Source organism: Roseovarius pelagicus, assembly GCF_025639885.1.
Taxonomy (GTDB): Bacteria; Pseudomonadota; Alphaproteobacteria; order Rhodobacterales; family Rhodobacteraceae; genus Roseovarius; species Roseovarius pelagicus.
In genome coordinates this window covers 2,507,094-2,524,623 of record NZ_CP106738.1, presented here as the reverse complement: position 1 = coordinate 2,524,623, position 17,530 = coordinate 2,507,094, and the positions used below count along the sequence as shown (strand labels likewise).

Annotated in this window: 15 protein-coding genes; 7 read left to right on the top strand and 8 right to left on the bottom strand. The window is 61.1% G+C overall.

Features of this window, described 5'->3' with window-relative positions; all coding sequences use genetic code 11:
* Positions 1 to 188: 188 nt before the first annotated feature.
* Positions 189 to 860, top strand: coding sequence for a DUF8692 domain-containing protein (locus tag N7U68_RS13495; protein WP_165194724.1), 672 nt, complete (start codon positions 189 to 191; stop codon positions 858 to 860).
* Here N7U68_RS13495 and N7U68_RS13490 read toward each other — a convergent pair.
* Positions 830 to 1,870 (bottom strand): PLP-dependent cysteine synthase family protein, encoded by a 1,041-nt coding sequence (locus N7U68_RS13490; RefSeq protein WP_263047138.1) that lies wholly within the window; start codon positions 1,868 to 1,870, stop codon positions 830 to 832. The two genes, N7U68_RS13495 and N7U68_RS13490, sit on opposite strands and share 31 nt — an antisense overlap.
* A gap of 91 nt (positions 1,871 to 1,961) precedes the next feature.
* On the bottom strand, positions 1,962 to 2,645 hold the full coding sequence (gene betI, locus N7U68_RS13485) for a transcriptional regulator BetI (protein ID WP_263047137.1): 684 nt from the start codon (positions 2,643 to 2,645) through the stop codon (positions 1,962 to 1,964).
* A 135-nt stretch (positions 2,646 to 2,780) separates the two neighbouring features.
* On the opposite strand from betI, the gene betA reads away from it, so the two are divergent.
* Entirely contained in the window at positions 2,781 to 4,457 is a 1,677-nt protein-coding gene (gene betA, locus N7U68_RS13480; RefSeq protein ID WP_263047136.1) for a choline dehydrogenase, read from the top strand.
* Between the two features lie 15 nt (positions 4,458 to 4,472).
* On the opposite strand, the gene N7U68_RS13475 is transcribed toward betA, so the two are convergent.
* Positions 4,473 to 4,772 (bottom strand): FtsB family cell division protein, encoded by a 300-nt coding sequence (locus N7U68_RS13475; protein WP_165194731.1) that lies wholly within the window; start codon positions 4,770 to 4,772, stop codon positions 4,473 to 4,475.
* A gap of 177 nt (positions 4,773 to 4,949) precedes the next feature.
* Here N7U68_RS13475 and N7U68_RS13470 point away from each other — a divergent pair, with 177 nt between their 5' ends.
* Complete coding sequence (locus N7U68_RS13470) at positions 4,950 to 6,563, top strand: acyl-CoA dehydrogenase family protein (protein WP_263047135.1); 1,614 nt, start codon at positions 4,950 to 4,952, stop codon at positions 6,561 to 6,563.
* 31 nt (positions 6,564 to 6,594) lie between these two features.
* Here N7U68_RS13470 and N7U68_RS13465 read toward each other — a convergent pair whose 3' ends face one another.
* From N7U68_RS13465 to N7U68_RS13455, 3 genes are all read right to left on the bottom strand, one after another.
* Positions 6,595 to 7,488, bottom strand: coding sequence for a fructose bisphosphate aldolase (locus N7U68_RS13465; protein ID WP_263047134.1), 894 nt, complete (start codon positions 7,486 to 7,488; stop codon positions 6,595 to 6,597).
* Between the two features lie 117 nt (positions 7,489 to 7,605).
* Positions 7,606 to 9,213: a hypothetical protein gene (locus N7U68_RS13460; RefSeq protein ID WP_263047133.1), complete on the bottom strand. Its 1,608-nt coding sequence runs from the start codon at positions 9,211 to 9,213 to the stop codon at positions 7,606 to 7,608.
* Positions 9,214 to 10,251: 1,038 nt separating this feature from the next.
* Positions 10,252 to 11,445, bottom strand: a complete 1,194-nt coding sequence (locus N7U68_RS13455; RefSeq protein ID WP_263047132.1) for a phosphoglycerate kinase — start codon at positions 11,443 to 11,445, stop codon at positions 10,252 to 10,254.
* Positions 11,446 to 11,574: 129 nt separating this feature from the next.
* On the opposite strand from N7U68_RS13455, the gene N7U68_RS13450 reads away from it, so the two are divergent.
* The 4 genes from N7U68_RS13450 to N7U68_RS13435 all read left to right on the top strand — a co-directional run bounded on the left by N7U68_RS13450 (position 11,575) and on the right by N7U68_RS13435 (position 14,487).
* Positions 11,575 to 12,084 (top strand): peptidylprolyl isomerase, encoded by a 510-nt coding sequence (locus N7U68_RS13450; RefSeq protein WP_165194738.1) that lies wholly within the window; start codon positions 11,575 to 11,577, stop codon positions 12,082 to 12,084.
* The gene (locus N7U68_RS13445; RefSeq protein WP_373323008.1) at positions 12,077 to 12,628 is read left to right on the top strand and encodes a peptidylprolyl isomerase; all 552 of its coding nucleotides are present in this window, start codon (positions 12,077 to 12,079) and stop codon (positions 12,626 to 12,628) included. The genes N7U68_RS13450 and N7U68_RS13445 overlap by 8 nt, the downstream gene beginning before the upstream one ends.
* A gap of 4 nt (positions 12,629 to 12,632) precedes the next feature.
* Positions 12,633 to 13,430, top strand: a complete 798-nt coding sequence (locus tag N7U68_RS13440) for a DUF4336 domain-containing protein (protein ID WP_263047131.1) — start codon at positions 12,633 to 12,635, stop codon at positions 13,428 to 13,430.
* Positions 13,431 to 13,518: 88 nt separating this feature from the next.
* Positions 13,519 to 14,487 carry a DUF3179 domain-containing protein gene (locus tag N7U68_RS13435; protein ID WP_263047130.1) on the top strand — a complete coding sequence of 323 codons (969 nt, stop codon included), beginning with the start codon at positions 13,519 to 13,521 and terminating at the stop codon, positions 14,485 to 14,487.
* Positions 14,488 to 14,529: 42 nt separating this feature from the next.
* Here N7U68_RS13435 and N7U68_RS13430 read toward each other — a convergent pair whose 3' ends face one another.
* Both N7U68_RS13430 and N7U68_RS13425 read right to left on the bottom strand, forming a co-directional pair.
* Positions 14,530 to 16,068, bottom strand: coding sequence for a trimethylamine methyltransferase family protein (locus tag N7U68_RS13430; protein WP_165194744.1), 1,539 nt, complete (start codon positions 16,066 to 16,068; stop codon positions 14,530 to 14,532).
* Positions 16,069 to 16,304: 236 nt separating this feature from the next.
* On the bottom strand, positions 16,305 to 17,489 hold the full coding sequence (locus N7U68_RS13425) for a pyridoxal phosphate-dependent aminotransferase (protein WP_263047129.1): 1,185 nt from the start codon (positions 17,487 to 17,489) through the stop codon (positions 16,305 to 16,307).
* Between the last annotated feature and the right edge of the window lie 41 nt (positions 17,490 to 17,530).

Here is a 17,530-nt window from a genome sequence, read left to right as displayed (position 1 = left end):
CACCATCCGTCGCCAGCGGCACGAACGCCCAAAAATGCGCGACGAAACATGAATAACGGCTTTCTGATTGTCGGCGCAGCATGACGGGACATTCTGTGGTGATGACGCTTACTTTGCCCCACTCGCAGGCTTGATTTGCTCTACATTTCCAGTCACAGCGTGCAGGCAGTTTCTACAAAGGATATGGCATGTCTCGTTTCGACGGTCTCAAGGCCGAATTTACCGCCGAAAATTTCCGCCGGTTCGCCATCTATTGCTGTATCCCTGCGGTAATTTTCTATCTCGTATCGCTCGCCGCGATGGGGCTTGGTGGCTTCACGCTGGTCGAAACCCTCCGCGATCCCGCGCAGATCACCAAACAGTCCAGCTTCCTCGGATTCGTATCCAGCATCGGCGCATGGCTCTGGGTTGCGGCGGCCACGGTCTGCTTTTTTCGCATCGCCGCCGTCACATGGAACGACAACGACCCGCACAGGATGCTGCTGGTTCTCTGCGGCTGGTTCTCGGCATTTCTGGCGGTGGACGACTTTTTCCTCATCCACGACCGCTTTATCACCGAAGGTATCCTGATCCCGCTATACGCGCTTTTCGTCGGCTACCTGCTGCGCAAATATTACACCAAGATCAAGGAAATCGACGCCTTCGCATTCCTGATGGCCGGCGGCATGTTGGCGATGTCGGTACTTGTGGACGCCGTTCAGGAAATCCTGCCCATAAGCTACGGATTATCCCAAGCTCTGGAGGAAGGATTCAAATTCGTCGGCGCGGCGTCCTGGTTCTACTTCTGCTACCGGATCGCGGCCTACCGACTGACCGGCGCAGTCACCGGTCAGAGCCAATCACCAAGCGCGTCAGAGTAAGGCGCGATATCACCGATACAGGTCTGCACCCACGCAGGATCGTAATAGGTATCCAGATACCGCTCTCCTCCGTCGCAGAGCAACGTGACGATTGATCCCGCCTCGCCCCGGTCCATCATGCCGCGCGCCACCTTCAGCGCGCCCCACAGGTTCGTCCCGGTAGATGCGCCTGCCTTGCGCCCGATCAGCGCCTCCAGCCACAGGATCGTGGCAACACTGGCGGCATCGGGCACCTGCATCATCGCGTCGATCACATCGGGCTGAAATGACTTCTCGACCCGTGGTCGCCCGATCCCCTCGATCCGGCTGGAACAATCAGCGCACAGCACCTCGTTGCCGGTCATGTAGCTGTCGTAAAAAACCGAGTTTTCAGGATCGACCACCACCAGCTGCGTATCATGCCCCCGGTAGCGCAGATACCGGCCCAGCGTCGCCGACGTGCCGCCCGTGCCCGCACTCATCACCAGCGTATGCGGGATCGGATGCGGCTCCATGCTCATCTGATCGAAAATGCTCTCGGCGATGTTGTTGTTACCCCGCCAGTCAGTCGCGCGCTCGGCATACATGAACTGATCCATGAAATAGCCGCCCTTTTCGGCCGCCAGCTTGACCGCTGCATCATGCATCTGCGGGGCGGATTCTACGAAATGACACTGACCGCCATATAGCGTGATTTTGTCGATCTTGCTCTGCGCCGTCTTGCGCGGCATGACCGCGATAAAGGGCAGGCCCAGCATCTGGGCAAAATACGCCTCTGACACCGCCGTACTGCCCGAGGATGCCTCGATCACCGGTGTGCCTTCGGTGATCTTGCCGTTGCATAGCGCATACAGGAACAGCGAGCGCGCCAGCCTGTGCTTCAGGCTTCCGGTGGGATGCGTGCTTTCGTCCTTGAGGTAGATGTCGACGCCCTTGAGCTTTGGCAAGGTCAGTTTCAGCAGGTGGGTATCCGACGACCGGCGCACATCCGCCTCGATCTTTTCAATCGCCTCGACAATCCAACGCGCCATAATTCTGCCCCTGCTGTGCCTTTGCGGTCCGCTATAACACCCGCCGGGCAAAACTGTCTATCGCGGGGCCAGTCGCATTCGGTATTGGCCGTCACCCGGTCATGGCGCGTTCGCGAAATGCCCTCGTGCTCAGCATGATTCCGGCCAGTGTTTCCATCTTCTGCCGTGCCGCACTCAGCTCGCCGATGTCACCCACCACATCGCGCAACATGTTCCGCGCCGCATAATCGACCTGATCGACCCCCTGCCGCCCGGGCATTGGTTGCGCCTGAAAGCTGGCCCGCAACCAGATACCGTCCATCACAGTGCGCAACTGAAATGCCGTCTGCTGCGCGCGCTCCAGTGGCATCATCGGACGCAATGCGCTCAGCAGGTTCGATCGCATCCTCGCATGCACGGCAGTCTGGATGCGCTGGCTCTGACGATGATGTGGAACATCCGAGCACAGGCTGATCCACGCATGACAGATTTCCTGCTGAAAGACCGGCTCGGCAAAATTACCGACAATAATCGCATATAGCCGCTCCAGCGGTGTTTCGGCATGATGCAACAGCTCCACCACACATTCACGCAGCACAGTGTTGGCCTTGCGCTGCACCGCCTCAAAAAGCGCATCCTTGTCACCGAAATGATGCAGCACCACGCCCTTGGACACGCCGGCAATCTTGGCCACCCGCTCCAATGTCGTGCCGCGCATCCCGTACTGGACCAACGCATCAAACGCCGCTTGCGACAGTTCTGCGCGCCTGATCTCGCCAATACTCTGCCGTGCCATTTTCGCGCTCCGCGTCCCGATCCTGATTGCCCGTAACTTATGCTCTGCGCCGCAGGGTCACAATATTTACCTTTTGACAGGAAAACTGACCAAAGGTAAGTAAATGTCAAACTACTGCGCTGGGAGTCGCAAGATATGCAAGCCGATTACGTGATTATCGGGTCCGGGTCCGCCGGATCGGCGATGGCCTATCGGCTGTCCGAGGATGGCAAACATTCGGTTCTGGTGCTGGAATACGGCGGGACCGATGCGGGTCCGTTTATCCAGATGCCCGGCGCGCTCAGCTATCCGATGAATATGTCGATGTATGACTGGGGCTACACAACCGAGCCAGAACCACACTTGAACAACCGACGTCTGGCCGCCCCGCGCGGCAAGGTTATCGGCGGCTCCTCGTCGATAAACGGCATGTGCTACGTGCGCGGTCACGCCTGCGATTTCGACCATTGGGAGGACTCCGGCGCGACCGGCTGGGGCTATAAACACGTCCTGCCCTACTACAAACGGATGGAAGCATGGCACGACAGCGGCCATGGCGGCGACCCCACATGGCGCGGCACTGACGGACCGCTGCATGTGCAGCGCGGCCCATTGTCCAATCCCCTCGTCACCGCCTTTGTCGAGGCCGGGCGGCAGGCCGGCTATGAAACCACCGATGATTACAACGGCGAAAAGCAAGAGGGCTTTGGGCCCTTCGATCAGACCATCTGGCAGGGGCGGCGCTGGTCGGCGGCCAATGCCTATCTGCATCCTGCACTGAAGCGGCCAAACTGCGACATGCTGCGGTGCTACGTTCGCCGCGTCATCATCGAAGAGGGCCGCGCCACTGGCGTCGAGATCGAGCGCGGCGGAAAGGTCGAGATCGTCCTTGCCAACGCCGAGGTGATCGTCGCCGCCTCTGCCTTTAACTCGCCAAAGATCCTGATGCTGTCCGGCATCGGCCCCGCTGTGCATCTGGCTGATCATGGCATCGACGTGATCGCCGACCGTTCCGGCGTCGGCCAGAACCTTCAGGATCATCTGGAGCTCTATATCCAACAACAGAGCATCCAGCCGATCACGCTCTACAAATACTGGAACCTGATGTCCAAGGCCATGATCGGTGCGCAGTGGCTCTTTACAAAAACCGGACTTGGCGCCTCGAACCAGTTCGAGAGCGTGGCGTTCCTTCGGTCGGCTCCGGGCATCAAATACCCCGATATCCAGTACCATTTCTTGCCCATCGCGGTACGCTACGACGGCAAGGCAGCGGCAGAGGGGCACGGCTATCAGGCCCATGTCGGCCCAATGCGCAGCAAATCACGCGGCGCAGTCACGCTCGGGTCTGCTGATCCCACTGACGCGCCAAAAATTGCCTTTGACTACATGTCTCACCCTGACGACTGGACCGAGTTCCGGCACTGCATCCGCCTCACGCGCCAGATATTCGAGCAGGATGCCTTTGCGCCCTATCGTGGCCACGAAATCCAGCCCGGCGAGGATGTCCAAAGTGACGATGCGTTGGATGACTTCATCCGCGAACACGCCGAAAGCGCCTTTCACCCCTGCGGGACCTGCAAAATCGGCGCAGTGGACGACCCAAGTGCGGTGGTCGATCCCGAATGTCGCGTAATCGGCGTGGACCGGCTGCGCGTCGCCGACAGCTCGATCTTTCCGCGTATACCCAACGGCAACCTCAACGCCCCCAGCATCATGGCCGGTGAAAAGGCCAGTGATCACATTCTGGGGCGTGGCATGTTGCCCGCATCCAACCACGAGCCGTGGATTCACCCCGAATGGGAAACCACGGTCAAGGCGGCCAGTCGCGCATAGATCTGCGCCGACACCCTAACGGATAACAATCTCGTCGCTGCGCAGCAGGCCTAACACGCTGCGCGCCTGCGCATCCAGCAGATCGAGATCCAGATAGGTATCCGACAACCGCCGCGTCAGATTATCCATGCGTGCCACCTGTGCCTCGATCGCCTGCAACTGCGCGCGCAACTCCGCGCTTTCCGCCTCAATCTCGGCGCGACTGAACAGACCAAAATCGCCCTGCACGGCGGCAAATGTGAAATAGAGGCATAGGCTGAACGCCACAGCAAAATAGGTCAGCACGCCCAGCGCGGGCTTTTTCCGGATGGTCATTTTTGGTCTGCCTCGATGCCTTGCAATATCCGCGCCTCTGCCGGGCACTATGCCGTGACATTCGCATATTCCACCCGGTTTGGGAATCACTTTCCCGCATTCCAGCGCGCGGACATCTCAGGCGTTGCAATCAGGACGTGTGATCCGCTTAATGGTTCCGCCAAAGGAGCGACACAGATGCCGATTTCCCCACCCCATTCAGAGACTGATACACACGCCGTCACTAACCAGCCTGAACTGCGTGGCGATCTGGACCTCTGGGCAGACGATCCGGCGTTGCAGGATCACGGTCACACCGCAGACGCCGCGCATCTGGCGCAGTACGGCGCAAAATTGGGCCGGGCCGAGATCCGCGCCAAAGGCCGCACCGCGAACCATCACCCGCCCGAGGCCGTTCTGTTCGATGCAGGCGGTCGGCGGCTGGACGAGGTGCACTACCACCCGGCCTATCACGACCTGATGCAGATCGGACTGACCGGAGGTTATGCAGCCCTGCCGTGGGAAGGAGCCAAAGGCGGGCACAGCACACATGCCGCGATGGTGTACCTGACCAGTCAGGTCGAACCGGGCGTTTGCTGCCCGATGACCATGACCTATGCCGCCGTACCCGCCCTGCGCGCGACACAGGCGCTCTTTGCCGAATGGGTGCCGAAACTGACGGCACGGATGCACGACCCTGCGCCCGCGCCCCTGCGGCACAAAGCGGCAGCGACAATGGGCATGGCGATGACCGAAAAGCAGGGCGGCTCTGACCTGCGCGGGACCACGACGCAGGCTGTCCGCGACGGTGATCTATACCGCCTGCGCGGGCACAAATGGTTCTGCTCGGCGCCGATGTCAGACGGGTTCCTGACGCTGGCGCAGACGCCCGGCGGCCTGACTTGCTTTGTCGTGCCCCGCTGGCTCGAGGGCGCGCGCAACGCCGTCCACATCCAGCGGCTAAAGGACAAGCTCGGCAATCGCTCAAACGCATCGGCAGAGATCGAATACGCTGACGCCTATGCCCACCGGCTGGGCGATGAAGGCGCTGGCATCCGCACGATCATCGAGATGGTGCATCACACCCGCCTTGATACGGCAATGGCCCCGGCCGGGCTGATGCGCGTGGCATTGACCGAGGCGCATCACTGGGCCACCCATCGCAGCAGTTTCGGCGCGCAACTGATCGACCAGCCGCTGATGCGCCGGGTGCTGGCCGATCTGACGCTGGATTGGGAAGGCACTCTCGCACTTGGCCTGCATGTCGCGCGCGCCTTTGACAGCACCGACGAGGCGGATCGCGTGTTCGCACGGCTGGGCGTGGCGTTGGCCAAATACCTCGGGAACAAGCTATGCCCGCCGCTGGTCTACGAGGCGATGGAATGCCTGGGCGGGATGGGCTATGTCGAGGACACCCCCCTACCAATGCTCTATCGAGAGGCCCCGCTTAATGCGATCTGGGAGGGGTCGGGTAACGTGATCTGCCTCGACATCCTGCGCACTCTGCACAGCGTCCCGGACGCCACTGACATACTCAGCGCAGAGTTAAACACCGCCACCGGCCAATCCGCCCAGTACGACGCCGCGCTAAAAATGCACATACAGATGTTTCCGAACCTGCCGGACGAGGCCGATCTGCGCTGGTATGTCGAAAGTCTGGCCACCCTGATGACCGCCTCAGTGCTGATCCGCCACGCGCCCCCTGCCGTCAGCGACGCCTATGCCGCGACCCGGCTGGACGCGCGCGGGCGCACCGCCGGGGCCATTACCGGTGTGGACACGACGGCGATACTGGCGCGGCTCATGGGCTGACACGCCACGCGCGCATGGTGCTGCGCGCGCCTCAGCCCGCGACAGACGCCCGGTGAATACTGTCAATCGTGTCGGAAATCGTCGCGTTGAATTCCGCATCGCTTTGATCCGCCGACAGCCCTTCGGTCAGCGCCCGGCTAAAGCTGGCGATGACACCCGTATTCTGCGACAGCCGGTCATTGGCCTCGTCACGCGAATACCCACCCGACAGGGCGACAACCCGCATGACCGCACGATGATCGACCAGCGATTTGTAATGGTTTGCCACTTCCGGCAGCGTCAGCTTCAGCATCACCTGCGTGCCCTCGGGCAGCGCATCCAGTGCCTTGGTCAACTCGGCCAGCAGAATATCCTCGGCCTCGGCCTTGTCCGCGATGGTGATCGTCACCTCGGGCTCGATGATCGGAATCAGGTCGTGACTCAATATCTGCTTACCAACCTCGAATTGCTGCGCCACGTTGGCAGCAATGCCACTGGCGGATGCGGCATCAATAACTGACCGCATCTTGGTCCCGAAAATGCCCGCTGCATTGGCGCGCGTCAGCAGTGCATCCAGATCGGGCATCGGCTTCATCAGACGCACGCCATCGGCCTCGTCCTCCAGCCCCTTATCCACCTTCAGGAACGGCACGACCCCGCGCTCTTCCCACAGGAACTGCGACGTGGGTTTGCCATCAATCTGCCGATCCATCGTCATCTCGAACAGGATCGCCCCGATCACCTTTTCCCCGGTAAAGGCAGGGGCTTGTGCGATGCGCGCCCGCATGGCGTGGATCAGGTCGTACATCTCTGCATCCGAACCATACGCGCTCTCTTCCACGCCATAGAGCTTCAGTGCCTTGGGGGTAGAACCACCGCTTTGGTCGAGTGCGGCAATAAATCCGCCTGCGCTGCGCATCTTCTCGGCTTGGGTCTGGTTTGGCATGTGGGCGGCTCCGCTCGCTAATGAATGGGTCGAATTGCCCCGCTTCTAGGCGAGCGTGGCGTGCGTTGCAATTGTGGTGGCGCTAACGCGCACCACCCACCACACCATAACCGTCATTCAGTCACTCCGACCAAACCGCGCCGCCAGATCCAGCTCGATCCAGTCCTTTAACGCCAGTTCCTGTAGCTTGGCGCGTGTCTGCATCCACATCTCGGTGACGTCCTCGCCGCGATTGGCGAACCGCGCCTCGATATCCTCGCGCAGAGGACGCGCACCAATATCGCCTGCTGCTTCGGCAATCAGCGCATAGTAATACGCCAGCCGGTACGACCGCGCCGCGCCCAGCCCGGTGAACCGCGCCAGCGCCATGCGCCTCACCTCGCGCACATCGCCATCCGCAGGCAGGGCGTCAATCCCAACAACGGCATCACTGTCATCCAGATACGCCTTTTGCGTCTCAATCACCGCAACCGTCGTCATGCGCGCCTCCAGCGCATCCAGCAGCGGCACCGCCTCGGGCAGACGCGCCTCGCTGGCGATCAGCGCATGCAGATAGGCGGATCGCGCATCATGTGGCATCAACGCCCGCGCCGTCAGCAACGCCGCCTGTGCGCCATCGGCGCTGGTCGCGTCCACCATCTGCGCCAACAGTTCCGGCACCAGTGCCTCGGCGCGGGGCAGGCCACGCCCCTCCAGCAACGCCCCGGCCAGTTCCAGCCGCTCCGCACGCGTTAACTCGCCATTGGTGCGCGACAACAGATCGGAGCTGATCAACTGTGACTGCGCCAATGGGGCAGAACGTGCATCGGGTGCCAGCGCCTGAAGCAGCTCTTCAGGCGACTGGTACACTTCCGGCTCGATCACAATGCCACCCACCGGCAATTCCGCCTCAATGGTAATCTCGCCGGGTTCGCGAACGAAACGCGCCACGTGATCCATCAGATCATCGATGAATCTCCGTTCGGTCGAGGTCAGCGCCCGGGTCCCGTTCTGGCTTAGCATATTGGTCAGCTCTTCGGTGCCAATGCCGCGAATGATATCCGGCTGGCGCAGGTTCTCGGGCATCAACTGCGACAGCCGCGCCCAGCCGCCATGGTCCTGCACGCCCAGAACCGCACGGTGCAGCCGCACTGCCGGATCACCGGCATAGCCGTAACGATCCAGCCGGGGCAGGATCGCACCGGACATGGCCACATCGACCGTCGCCAGATCATTGATCGTGGCCGAAATATTGGTGCGAATCTCGCCAGAGCCGTGGAAATAATCCATCTCGTAGACCAACCGATCCACCTCGATCTCGGCATAGCCTGCACTGCGCAGCATCAGACCGATGTCACGCTCCAAACAGGCGATATTGGCCTTCGCGCCTATTGCCGTGGCCGACACGTTCGATGCCGCCAACAACGGACGGTGCTTGCCAATATCGAACCGGACGCGGGCCAGCGTGATCTCGCATTGGCGCGCGCGGTCATAGGACAGTTGCGGGCGCAGCGTCACGCCCGACAGCGCCACAGTGCCGCGCATCACGTCGGTTTCCATATGGTCGTATTCGACCTCCATCTGCGTGCGCAGCGCAGAGATGGCAACGCTGGCCACCGACCCTGCAATCGCGTCCGGCGTAATCAGGTCCATAAACCCCGGCTTTGGATCGCCTTCGGCAATCGCACCCACGGGCAGCGCAAGACAGGCACAGATAGCGAGTGTGGCGGATTTCAGAGCATGCATGACGGCGTCCTTTGGTCCGAGGGGAGATTGCCACAGGCTACGCGAGCGGCTACGCACCGCACAATAGCGGAATCCCTTACCTTTGCCGGCCGCACCCGCCAAAGCCCTGCATGGACGATCAAGCCCCCTACCAGATGTGTTGAAGGGCCAGATTAGATCCCGAACGCAATATGGTTCTGATTAGCTTGATGCCCTCACAGAGATCTGCGGGGGCGGTTTCAGCACCCCGGATGTCGACTATGTGGGACAAACCTGCCGTTCGCGCTTGTATCTTGAATGGCCGCTTTGTTCTATCTGCATTCACTCATAAAAAGATACTTACTCTCCCTAAATGCAATGTGTTTCTCCGAATTTTTCAATTAAGATATGACCTGATCAGTTCTGCCTCTTCAGTATAACCCCAGCGTTCTAGAATAGTCGCAAAAACCGGCAACGGCGGTCGGTTGCTGCAAAACTCACCGGGGCCTGCGTAAAGTCCGCCGCCTGGACCTTGGTAAAGTCCGCCGCCTGGGCCTTGGTAAAGTCCGCCGCCTGGGCCTTGGTAAAGACCACCGCCTAGGCCTTGGTAAAGACCACCGCCTGGGCCTTCGTACATCCCGCCGCCCGGTCCTTGGTACAATCCGCCGCCCGGTCCTTGGTACAATCCGCCGCCTGGGCCTTCATACATGCCGCCACCCGGTCCTTTATACAGACCGCCACCAGGGCCTTGATAAAGACTGCTGGCCCACGTGCCAGCCGGGCAGTCCGCGAATGCTCTTGTCGTTGACAGCAACAACAAAAACAGACCGATAAAATGAAATTTCAACAAGTTTCTCCAATATAGATATTTCATCAATCGTAAATCAAATGGATTGGGTGAGGGAAGTCGCAAGATTCAGACGAAAAGAGAAATCTCGCAATTTTAGCAGCCGTTTATAAGACGCGCAGCATCCGTCACTCTGGGCTCACAGCGGACGTTCACCCGTTTGACAATCGCGCCCGACATGGTCGCGATCATCAACACATCTGGTAAGGGGCTTGACGGAATATCCGCCCCCCTTACGCGGCCGTAATCTTCAGCGCCGCAACACCCGGCAGGTCCTTGCCTTCCATCCACTCGAGGAAAGCGCCACCCGCGGTCGAGATATAGGTGAAATCATCCCCCGCGCCGGCCTTGTTCAGCGCGGCCACCGTATCGCCACCGCCCGCGACCGATACCAATTGCCCGGCCTTGCTCAACTCTGCGGCGTGGCGCGCGGCGGCGTTGGTGGCTGCATCGAACGGCTCCAGCTCGAACGCGCCCAGCGGCCCGTTCCAGATCAGCGTTTTCGCGTCATCGAACACCCGTGCCAGCCGTTTCACACTGGTCGGCCCCGCATCGAGTATCATCGCATCATCAGGGCACAAATGCACCGCCAGAACCTCGTGCGGCGCATTCGCCGCGAATTCCCCTGCCACCACGATATCGGCTGGCAGGATGATCTCGCAGCCCGCCGCTGCCGCCTTGCCCATGATCTCTCGCGCGGTGCCTGCCATCTCGTGTTCGCACAGCGACGTGCCCACCGACAGCCCCTGCGCCGCAAGGAACGTGTTGGCCATACCGCCGCCGATCACCAGATTGTCGACCTTCTCCACAAGGTTACCCAACAGGTCCAGCTTGGTCGATACCTTGGCCCCGCCGACCACTGCGACCACCGGGCGTTTCGGGCGGCCCAGCGCCGCCTCCAGTGCGGTCAGTTCGGCCTGCATCAGGCGGCCCGCACAGGACGGCAAATGTTGCGCAATGCCGGTTGTGCTGGCATGCGCCCGGTGCGCGGTAGAAAACGCATCGTTGCAGTAAATGTCGCCCAATCCCGCCAGACGGCGGGCAAAATCGGGGTCGTTCTTCTCTTCACCGGGGTAAAAGCGGATATTCTCCAGCAGCAGCACATCGGCGGCCCGCGCCTCTTCGGTCAGGTTTTCGGCCCCTTCCAAGGTCTCGATCAGACGCACAGACCGGCCCAGCGCCTCGCGGAGCGCCGCCAGAACCACGCGCAGCGACATATCCAGCACCACCTTGCCCTTGGGGCGTCCGAAATGGGCGATCAGCATCGGCTTGCCACCGCGGGCGAGGATATCGTTGATCGTCGGCACGATCCGTTCGATCCGGGTGGCATCGGTGACCCGGCCATTCTCGACCGGCACGTTGATGTCCACACGGGTCAGCACGCGCTGCCCCGCAAGGTCCATGTCATCCAGCGTTTTCCAGCTCATCGTGCACCCCTTGGCTCTGTCTCTCGCGGGTTCTCATGGCCCGATCCCGCCGTACCGTCAACCTCTGCGCTTGGCATTCCGGACCCAAGACCCTACGTATCAGGACAAACCAGACAAAAGGAGGCCCCGATGGCCGAAATCAAAGATCCCGAAAACACCATCCTGATGGAACTGTCCGGCGGAACCGTCGCGATTGAACTGCTGCCCGACGTGGCCCCCGGCCATTGCGCCCGGATCAAGGAACTGGCCCGCGCCGGCGCCTATGACAACGTCGCCTTTCACCGCGTCATCGACGGCTTTATGGCCCAGTCAGGTGACGTGCAGAATGCCAACATGGAAAAGGACTATAACCCGCGCATGGCCGGCACCGGCGGCAGCGACTTGCCCAACCTCAAGGCAGAATTCAGCAAGATCCCGCATGACCGTGGCACTCTGGGCGCCGCGCGCAGCCAAAGCCCGGACAGCGCCAACAGCCAGTTTTTCATCAACTTCTCGGATAACCACTTTCTGAACGGTCAATACACGGTCTATGGCCGCGTCATTCAGGGCATGGAACATGTCGACGCCATCACCAAGGGCGAACCACCAGCCAACCCCGACCGCATGATCAGCGTCAAGGTCGCCGCCGATGATGCGTAACACGTTCACCGCATTGGCACTGCTCGTGGCCAGCCCGGCACTGGCCACCGGGCTTCAGATCGAGGTCGCAGGCGAGGCCAACGGCACGATCACCATTGACCTGCTGGACGATGTTGCACCGAATCATGTGGCGCAGATCGCCGCTCTGGCAGAGGCTGGCGCATATGATGGCGTCGTGTTTCACCGCGTTATCGACGGCTTCATGGCCCAGACCGGCGATGTCGAATACGGCACGCTGGAAGGTGGCGACATGCGCCGTGCAGGCAGCGGCAGCTCGGACAAGCCCGACCTCAAGGAGGAATTTTCCGATGTGCCGTTTGAACGCGGCGTCGTCGGCATGGCCCGCAGCAAAAGTGTCGACAGCGCCAACAGCCAGTTCTTCATCATGCTGGCGCCCAAACCCCACCTAGACGGCGCATACACCGTCGTCGGCAAGGTGACGGACGGAATGGACGTAGTCGATGCGATCAAGCTGGGCCTCGGCGGGAATGGCGCGGTAATCGGCCAGCCCGACGTGATGACATCGGTCAAGGTGATCGACTGATCCCATGACGGCAGCGGCGCGCCCAACCGGCTACGAGCCTCTGAACACTGCCAAACCCGTGGCCCCGTCGATCTGGTTGATCGACGGGCCACATATCCGGTTCATGGGTCTGCCCTTTTCCACCCGCGCCACCGTGTTACGGTTAGAAAATGGCGATCTCTGGGTGCATTCCCCCACTCACCTGACTGACAGCCTGCGCGCCGAACTGGACGCGATTGGCCCGGTGCGCCACCTCATCGCGCCCAACTGGATTCACTACGCTCATATCGCGGACTGGCAGGCGGCATGGCCCGACGCACACGCATGGGCCGCCCCCGGCGTCGCGCAGCGCGCCGCAAAGAAGGGGCTGACTCTGCATTTCGACCACGATCTCGGGCCTGTGGCCGAGGCACCTTGGGCCGGACAGATCGACCAGATCATCGTAGAAGGCAGCAAGATCCACCGCGAGGCTGTCTTCTTTCACCGCCTGTCGGAAACGCTGATCATCACCGACCTGATCGAGAATTTCGAGACTGCCAAACTGCCGTTCTGGATGCGCCCACTGATCTGGCTGGCCGGGATCGACGACAGTGACGGCAAAATGCCCCCCGATATGAAGTTCAGCTTTCGTGACAAGGAAAAGCTGGCCGATGCCGTCGACCAGATGGTTGCGTGGCGACCCCGGCGCATGATCCTCGCCCATGGCCGCTGGTACGAGAACAACGCAGTCGATGAACTGGAGCGCGCCTTTCGCAAGCTGATGCGCCATCGCCGCTGGGGCGCTGTGATGGAAAAGTACGAACAGCAAAACGAACAGGACTGACGCCACCGCCTGTCACTTTCGCGTGCGGGGGCTGGTCAGAAGCACGCGCGCGCGCCATGCTGAATCAATTCCAGCTACAGGAGCGCGCATGTCCCGATTGCTCATCTTTCTGACCGCATTGATCGTCAGCGCAGGCACCAGCCACGCCAGCCCGGACTTCTGGAAACACGAATGGCCGGATACCAACTTTGACAAATCCGCCATCGCCAGTTGGACCGAAATCATGGACGGAGGCCCGCCAAAGGACGGCATTCCCGCCATCCATGATCCAGAATTTCATAACGTCGCGGATGAAACACGGATCAAACCAACAGAGCCTGTCATCACGCTCGAAATCGCCGGCTCCTCGCCACGCGCCTACCCGGTCCGCTACTTGATGTGGCACGAAATCGTTAACGATACGGTGGGCGGGGTGCCGGTCGCCGTCACTTTTTGCCCGTTGTGCAATTCCGGCATCACCTTTGACCGCCGCATCGATAAAGGCACGCTCAGCTTTGGGGTTTCGGGCAAGCTGCGCAATTCGGATATGATAATGTACGACCGCGAAACCCAAAGCTGGTGGCAACAGGCCATCGGCACGGCCCTCGTCGGTGACCTGATGGGCACCAAGCTAAAGGCCTTGCCCAGTTGGATGGAAAGCTGGGCACAATACAAGGCTCGCAATCCCGACGGGCTGGTGATGTCAGAGCCGGGCAGCGGCCGTCAATACGGGCGCAATCCATATCTGGGCTATGACAGCCTGAAACGACCGTTCCTCTATAACGGTGAGAATCCACCACATGGCATCCCGCCGCTGGTGCGCGTCGTGCGCGTCAAAGACCGGGCTTGGACGTTGGCCCGCATCCGGGACGAAGGCACGATCAACGAGGCCAATGTCACCCTAAGCTGGGAAGCCGGGCAATCATCGGCCCTTGATGCCGGTGTCATCGCTCATGGCAAGGACGTGGGCACGGTGCGGGTCCGCGACGCTGACGGGCGCGACCTGCCCCATGACGTGATGTTCGCCTTTGCCTATCACGCGTTCTGGCCGGATGGGCAATGGATGTTGGCCAGATAGATGGTGCGGGGCCGGGATTGCCCCGCACGGACTCATCCCACCCTACGCAGGCAGATGGATGTTAAACGCCTTGCGAATCGCCGCGTCGGTGGCCGGATCAAACCGGGCAGCAGCGCGCTCTGACAGTATCTCTTGCTTGCGCGCGATGGTCTCTGTCAACAGATCCGGCTTGCCGTTTTCGTCCCACTCCTTGGGGCTCATCCGGTTGCCAAGACTGGGATATTGGTAGTCCGACTGCATCCGCGACAGCGTCTGCCCGGTCCCCAGATAATGCCCCGGCCCGCCGAGGCAGACCTCGCGTATCTGCTCTAACCCCAATGTCTCGTCATCCACCTCGATCCCGCGCACGCAACGCAGCGCATGGCCGATCAAATCATCGCTGAGGATCAGAGATTCGTGGCAGAACCCCAGCAGCGACGCATGCATGCCAGCCGCCTCGTAGACCATGTTCAGCCCGCTCAGGCCCGACATCACGTTCGAACACATTGCCTCCCAACCGGCCTGCATGTCCGGCAGCTTGGCATCGGTGATGCCGCCCACGGCCCCACCGGGCACACCGTAGAATTTGTGCATCTGCGCGCAGCCCGCACTCAGCAGTGCCTGCTCACCCGATCCGCCAGTCATCGCGCCCGTCCGCAGATCCAGCCCAAAGGGCCACGTGCCAAAGATGGCGGGATGCCCCGGCTTCACCGCATTCACATAGACCAGCCCCGCCAGACATTCCGCCGTGGCCTGCACAATCGCCCCCGCAATGGTCGATGGCGCAGTGGCCCCCGCCATGCCCGCACTCAGCAGCAATACCGGCATCCCGCCTTCGATACAGGCTTCCATCACCTGACAAGCCTCTGTCGCGAACTTCATTGGCGGCACGACGAAGCAGTTGGAATTACTGACAAAAGGCCGCGCGCGCCACTTGTCCTCGCCGCCCGCTATCAGGTGCAGCATTTCCAGCGCACCCTTGACATAGCTCGGGTCAGTAAAGGATGTGCCGACGTGTTTCGTGGTGCCCCCGCAGCAGGCATAGACGGTGTTCATGTCCATTTCGAAATTGTCGTAGATGTCCCGGCACACCATGGGCCGCTGCACGAAATGGATGTTGTCCAGCACATCAGCAATGCGCGCGGCGTCATGCAGATCCTGCACCGTGCATTCGCGGTAGTTGCGCCCATCCACGTCAACCATGTGAACGGCAGCGCCGGCCGTACCAAAATGCACCTTGGCCCCGGTCAGATGCATGTCATGGCGCGGGTCGCGCCCGAACAGGGTGATCTCTTTGGTCGCCCGCGCCACCGTGTCCTCGATCAGGGCCCGTGGGAATCGCAGCCGCCCGTCATCGCCTAGAATGGCACCCGCTCTGGTCAGATATTCCACCCCGCTGGGCGGCGCATCCGCCAGACCGATCTGTTCCAGTGCATCAAGCGCCGTCTGGTGAATGCGCATCACGTCCGCATCACTCAATGGTTTGTATTGTCCACCGGACATGCCGGGCCGAATTGGGCGCAGGCTGTCAATTAAGGGGGCGGCACGACTGGCGCGGCGGGCGGCGCGGCCACCAGAGCGGCGCGAAAGGGTGTCTGTCATCTATGGGGTTCCCGTGTCTGCGGGTGAAGGTCAGGGGTGAAGCGTCAGAAACGCCACACCGGCCCCCCGCGCGCAGCGCGTCCCCGTTCGGCCCCAATCGTATAGATCACAAGTGCAATCTTGCAGCATGGCGACATAGCCATTTTCTCCTCAAGGTGCCCCAGCTAAAGGCACCGTCAGAGAGACTGTCTGTCCCAATTGCGACCGATGTCGTTTTTAGAACACTCCGCGACGCATTACTCTGCCGCCCGCGCGGCGCGTTCGGTCGCGAACGCCAGCAACTGCCGCAGCGCAACTTCCAGCCGGTCATCCGCGACCGTCAGCGCCACGCGTAAATGCCCCCCCGCCGCCGCGCCAAAACTTTCGCCCGGCATGACCGCCACGTGGTGCGCTTCCAGAAACTCCATGGCAAATTCTTCACCCGTCATCCCCGTCAACCGGATATCCAGCATCGCGTACATCGCACCCTCTGCCGGAATAGCGCGAACCACATTCTGCCCCTTGAGAACTCCCATCACCAGATCGCGCCGCCGCCGGAACGGTGCGGCGATTCTAGCTTCGAACTCGGACCCCATATCCAGCGCATGAACCGCCGCCATCTGGATGAACCCCGGCACGCCGTAGGTGGTATGCGTCGCAAGGTCGCCCATGTACCCGACGGCCTCCTCTGGGCCAACGACCCAGCCGATACGGCTACCGGTCATCGCATGACTCTTCGACATCGACCCGATGACCAGAGTACGTTCCGCCATATCGGGCAAAGCCCTCGGGCTGAGATGTGTACCGTTCCACACCTGCGTGTCATATACCTCGTCCGAAATCAGCCACAAATCCTCATCGCGGCATACCTGCGCGATCCCTTCCATCGTTTCCTGTGAATAGATCACGCCGGTCGGATTGTTCGGAGAGTTGATCAGCAATGAGCGCGCGTTCGACGCAACCTTGGCGATGTCCGCCGGGTCGGGCTGAAATCCGTTGGCAGCATGGGCCTGAATGGCGCAAGGAACCCCGCCGACAGAACGAATGGTGCCGGGATATGTCGTATAATATGGCTCGATATAGAGGGCGGTATCACCCTCGTCACAGGTCAGGTTATGTGTCGCAAAGAGACCCGCCTGACCGCCCGGCACGATCAGCACCTGATCCGGGTTGGTCAGCACGCCGGTGGTGCGCTGCACGCGGTCCGCAACGCGCTCGCGCAATTGCAGCAATCCCTGAAAGTCCTGGTATCCGACATAGCCATCCAGCCCGGCCTGATGCATCGCCTTCAATATCTCGGGATCGGTGGCGATGTCATGCTCTCCCACTGTCAGCTCGACTACGGGAATTCCTTGTGCCTTCATCTGGCGCGACCGATAGAAAACCCCCCACCCATCCGAGCCGCCGACCGTGACATTTTTCAACCGTTTCGATACCTGCATGCCGCACCTCCCTCTTTGGTCAACGGACACAGCCAGCGCGA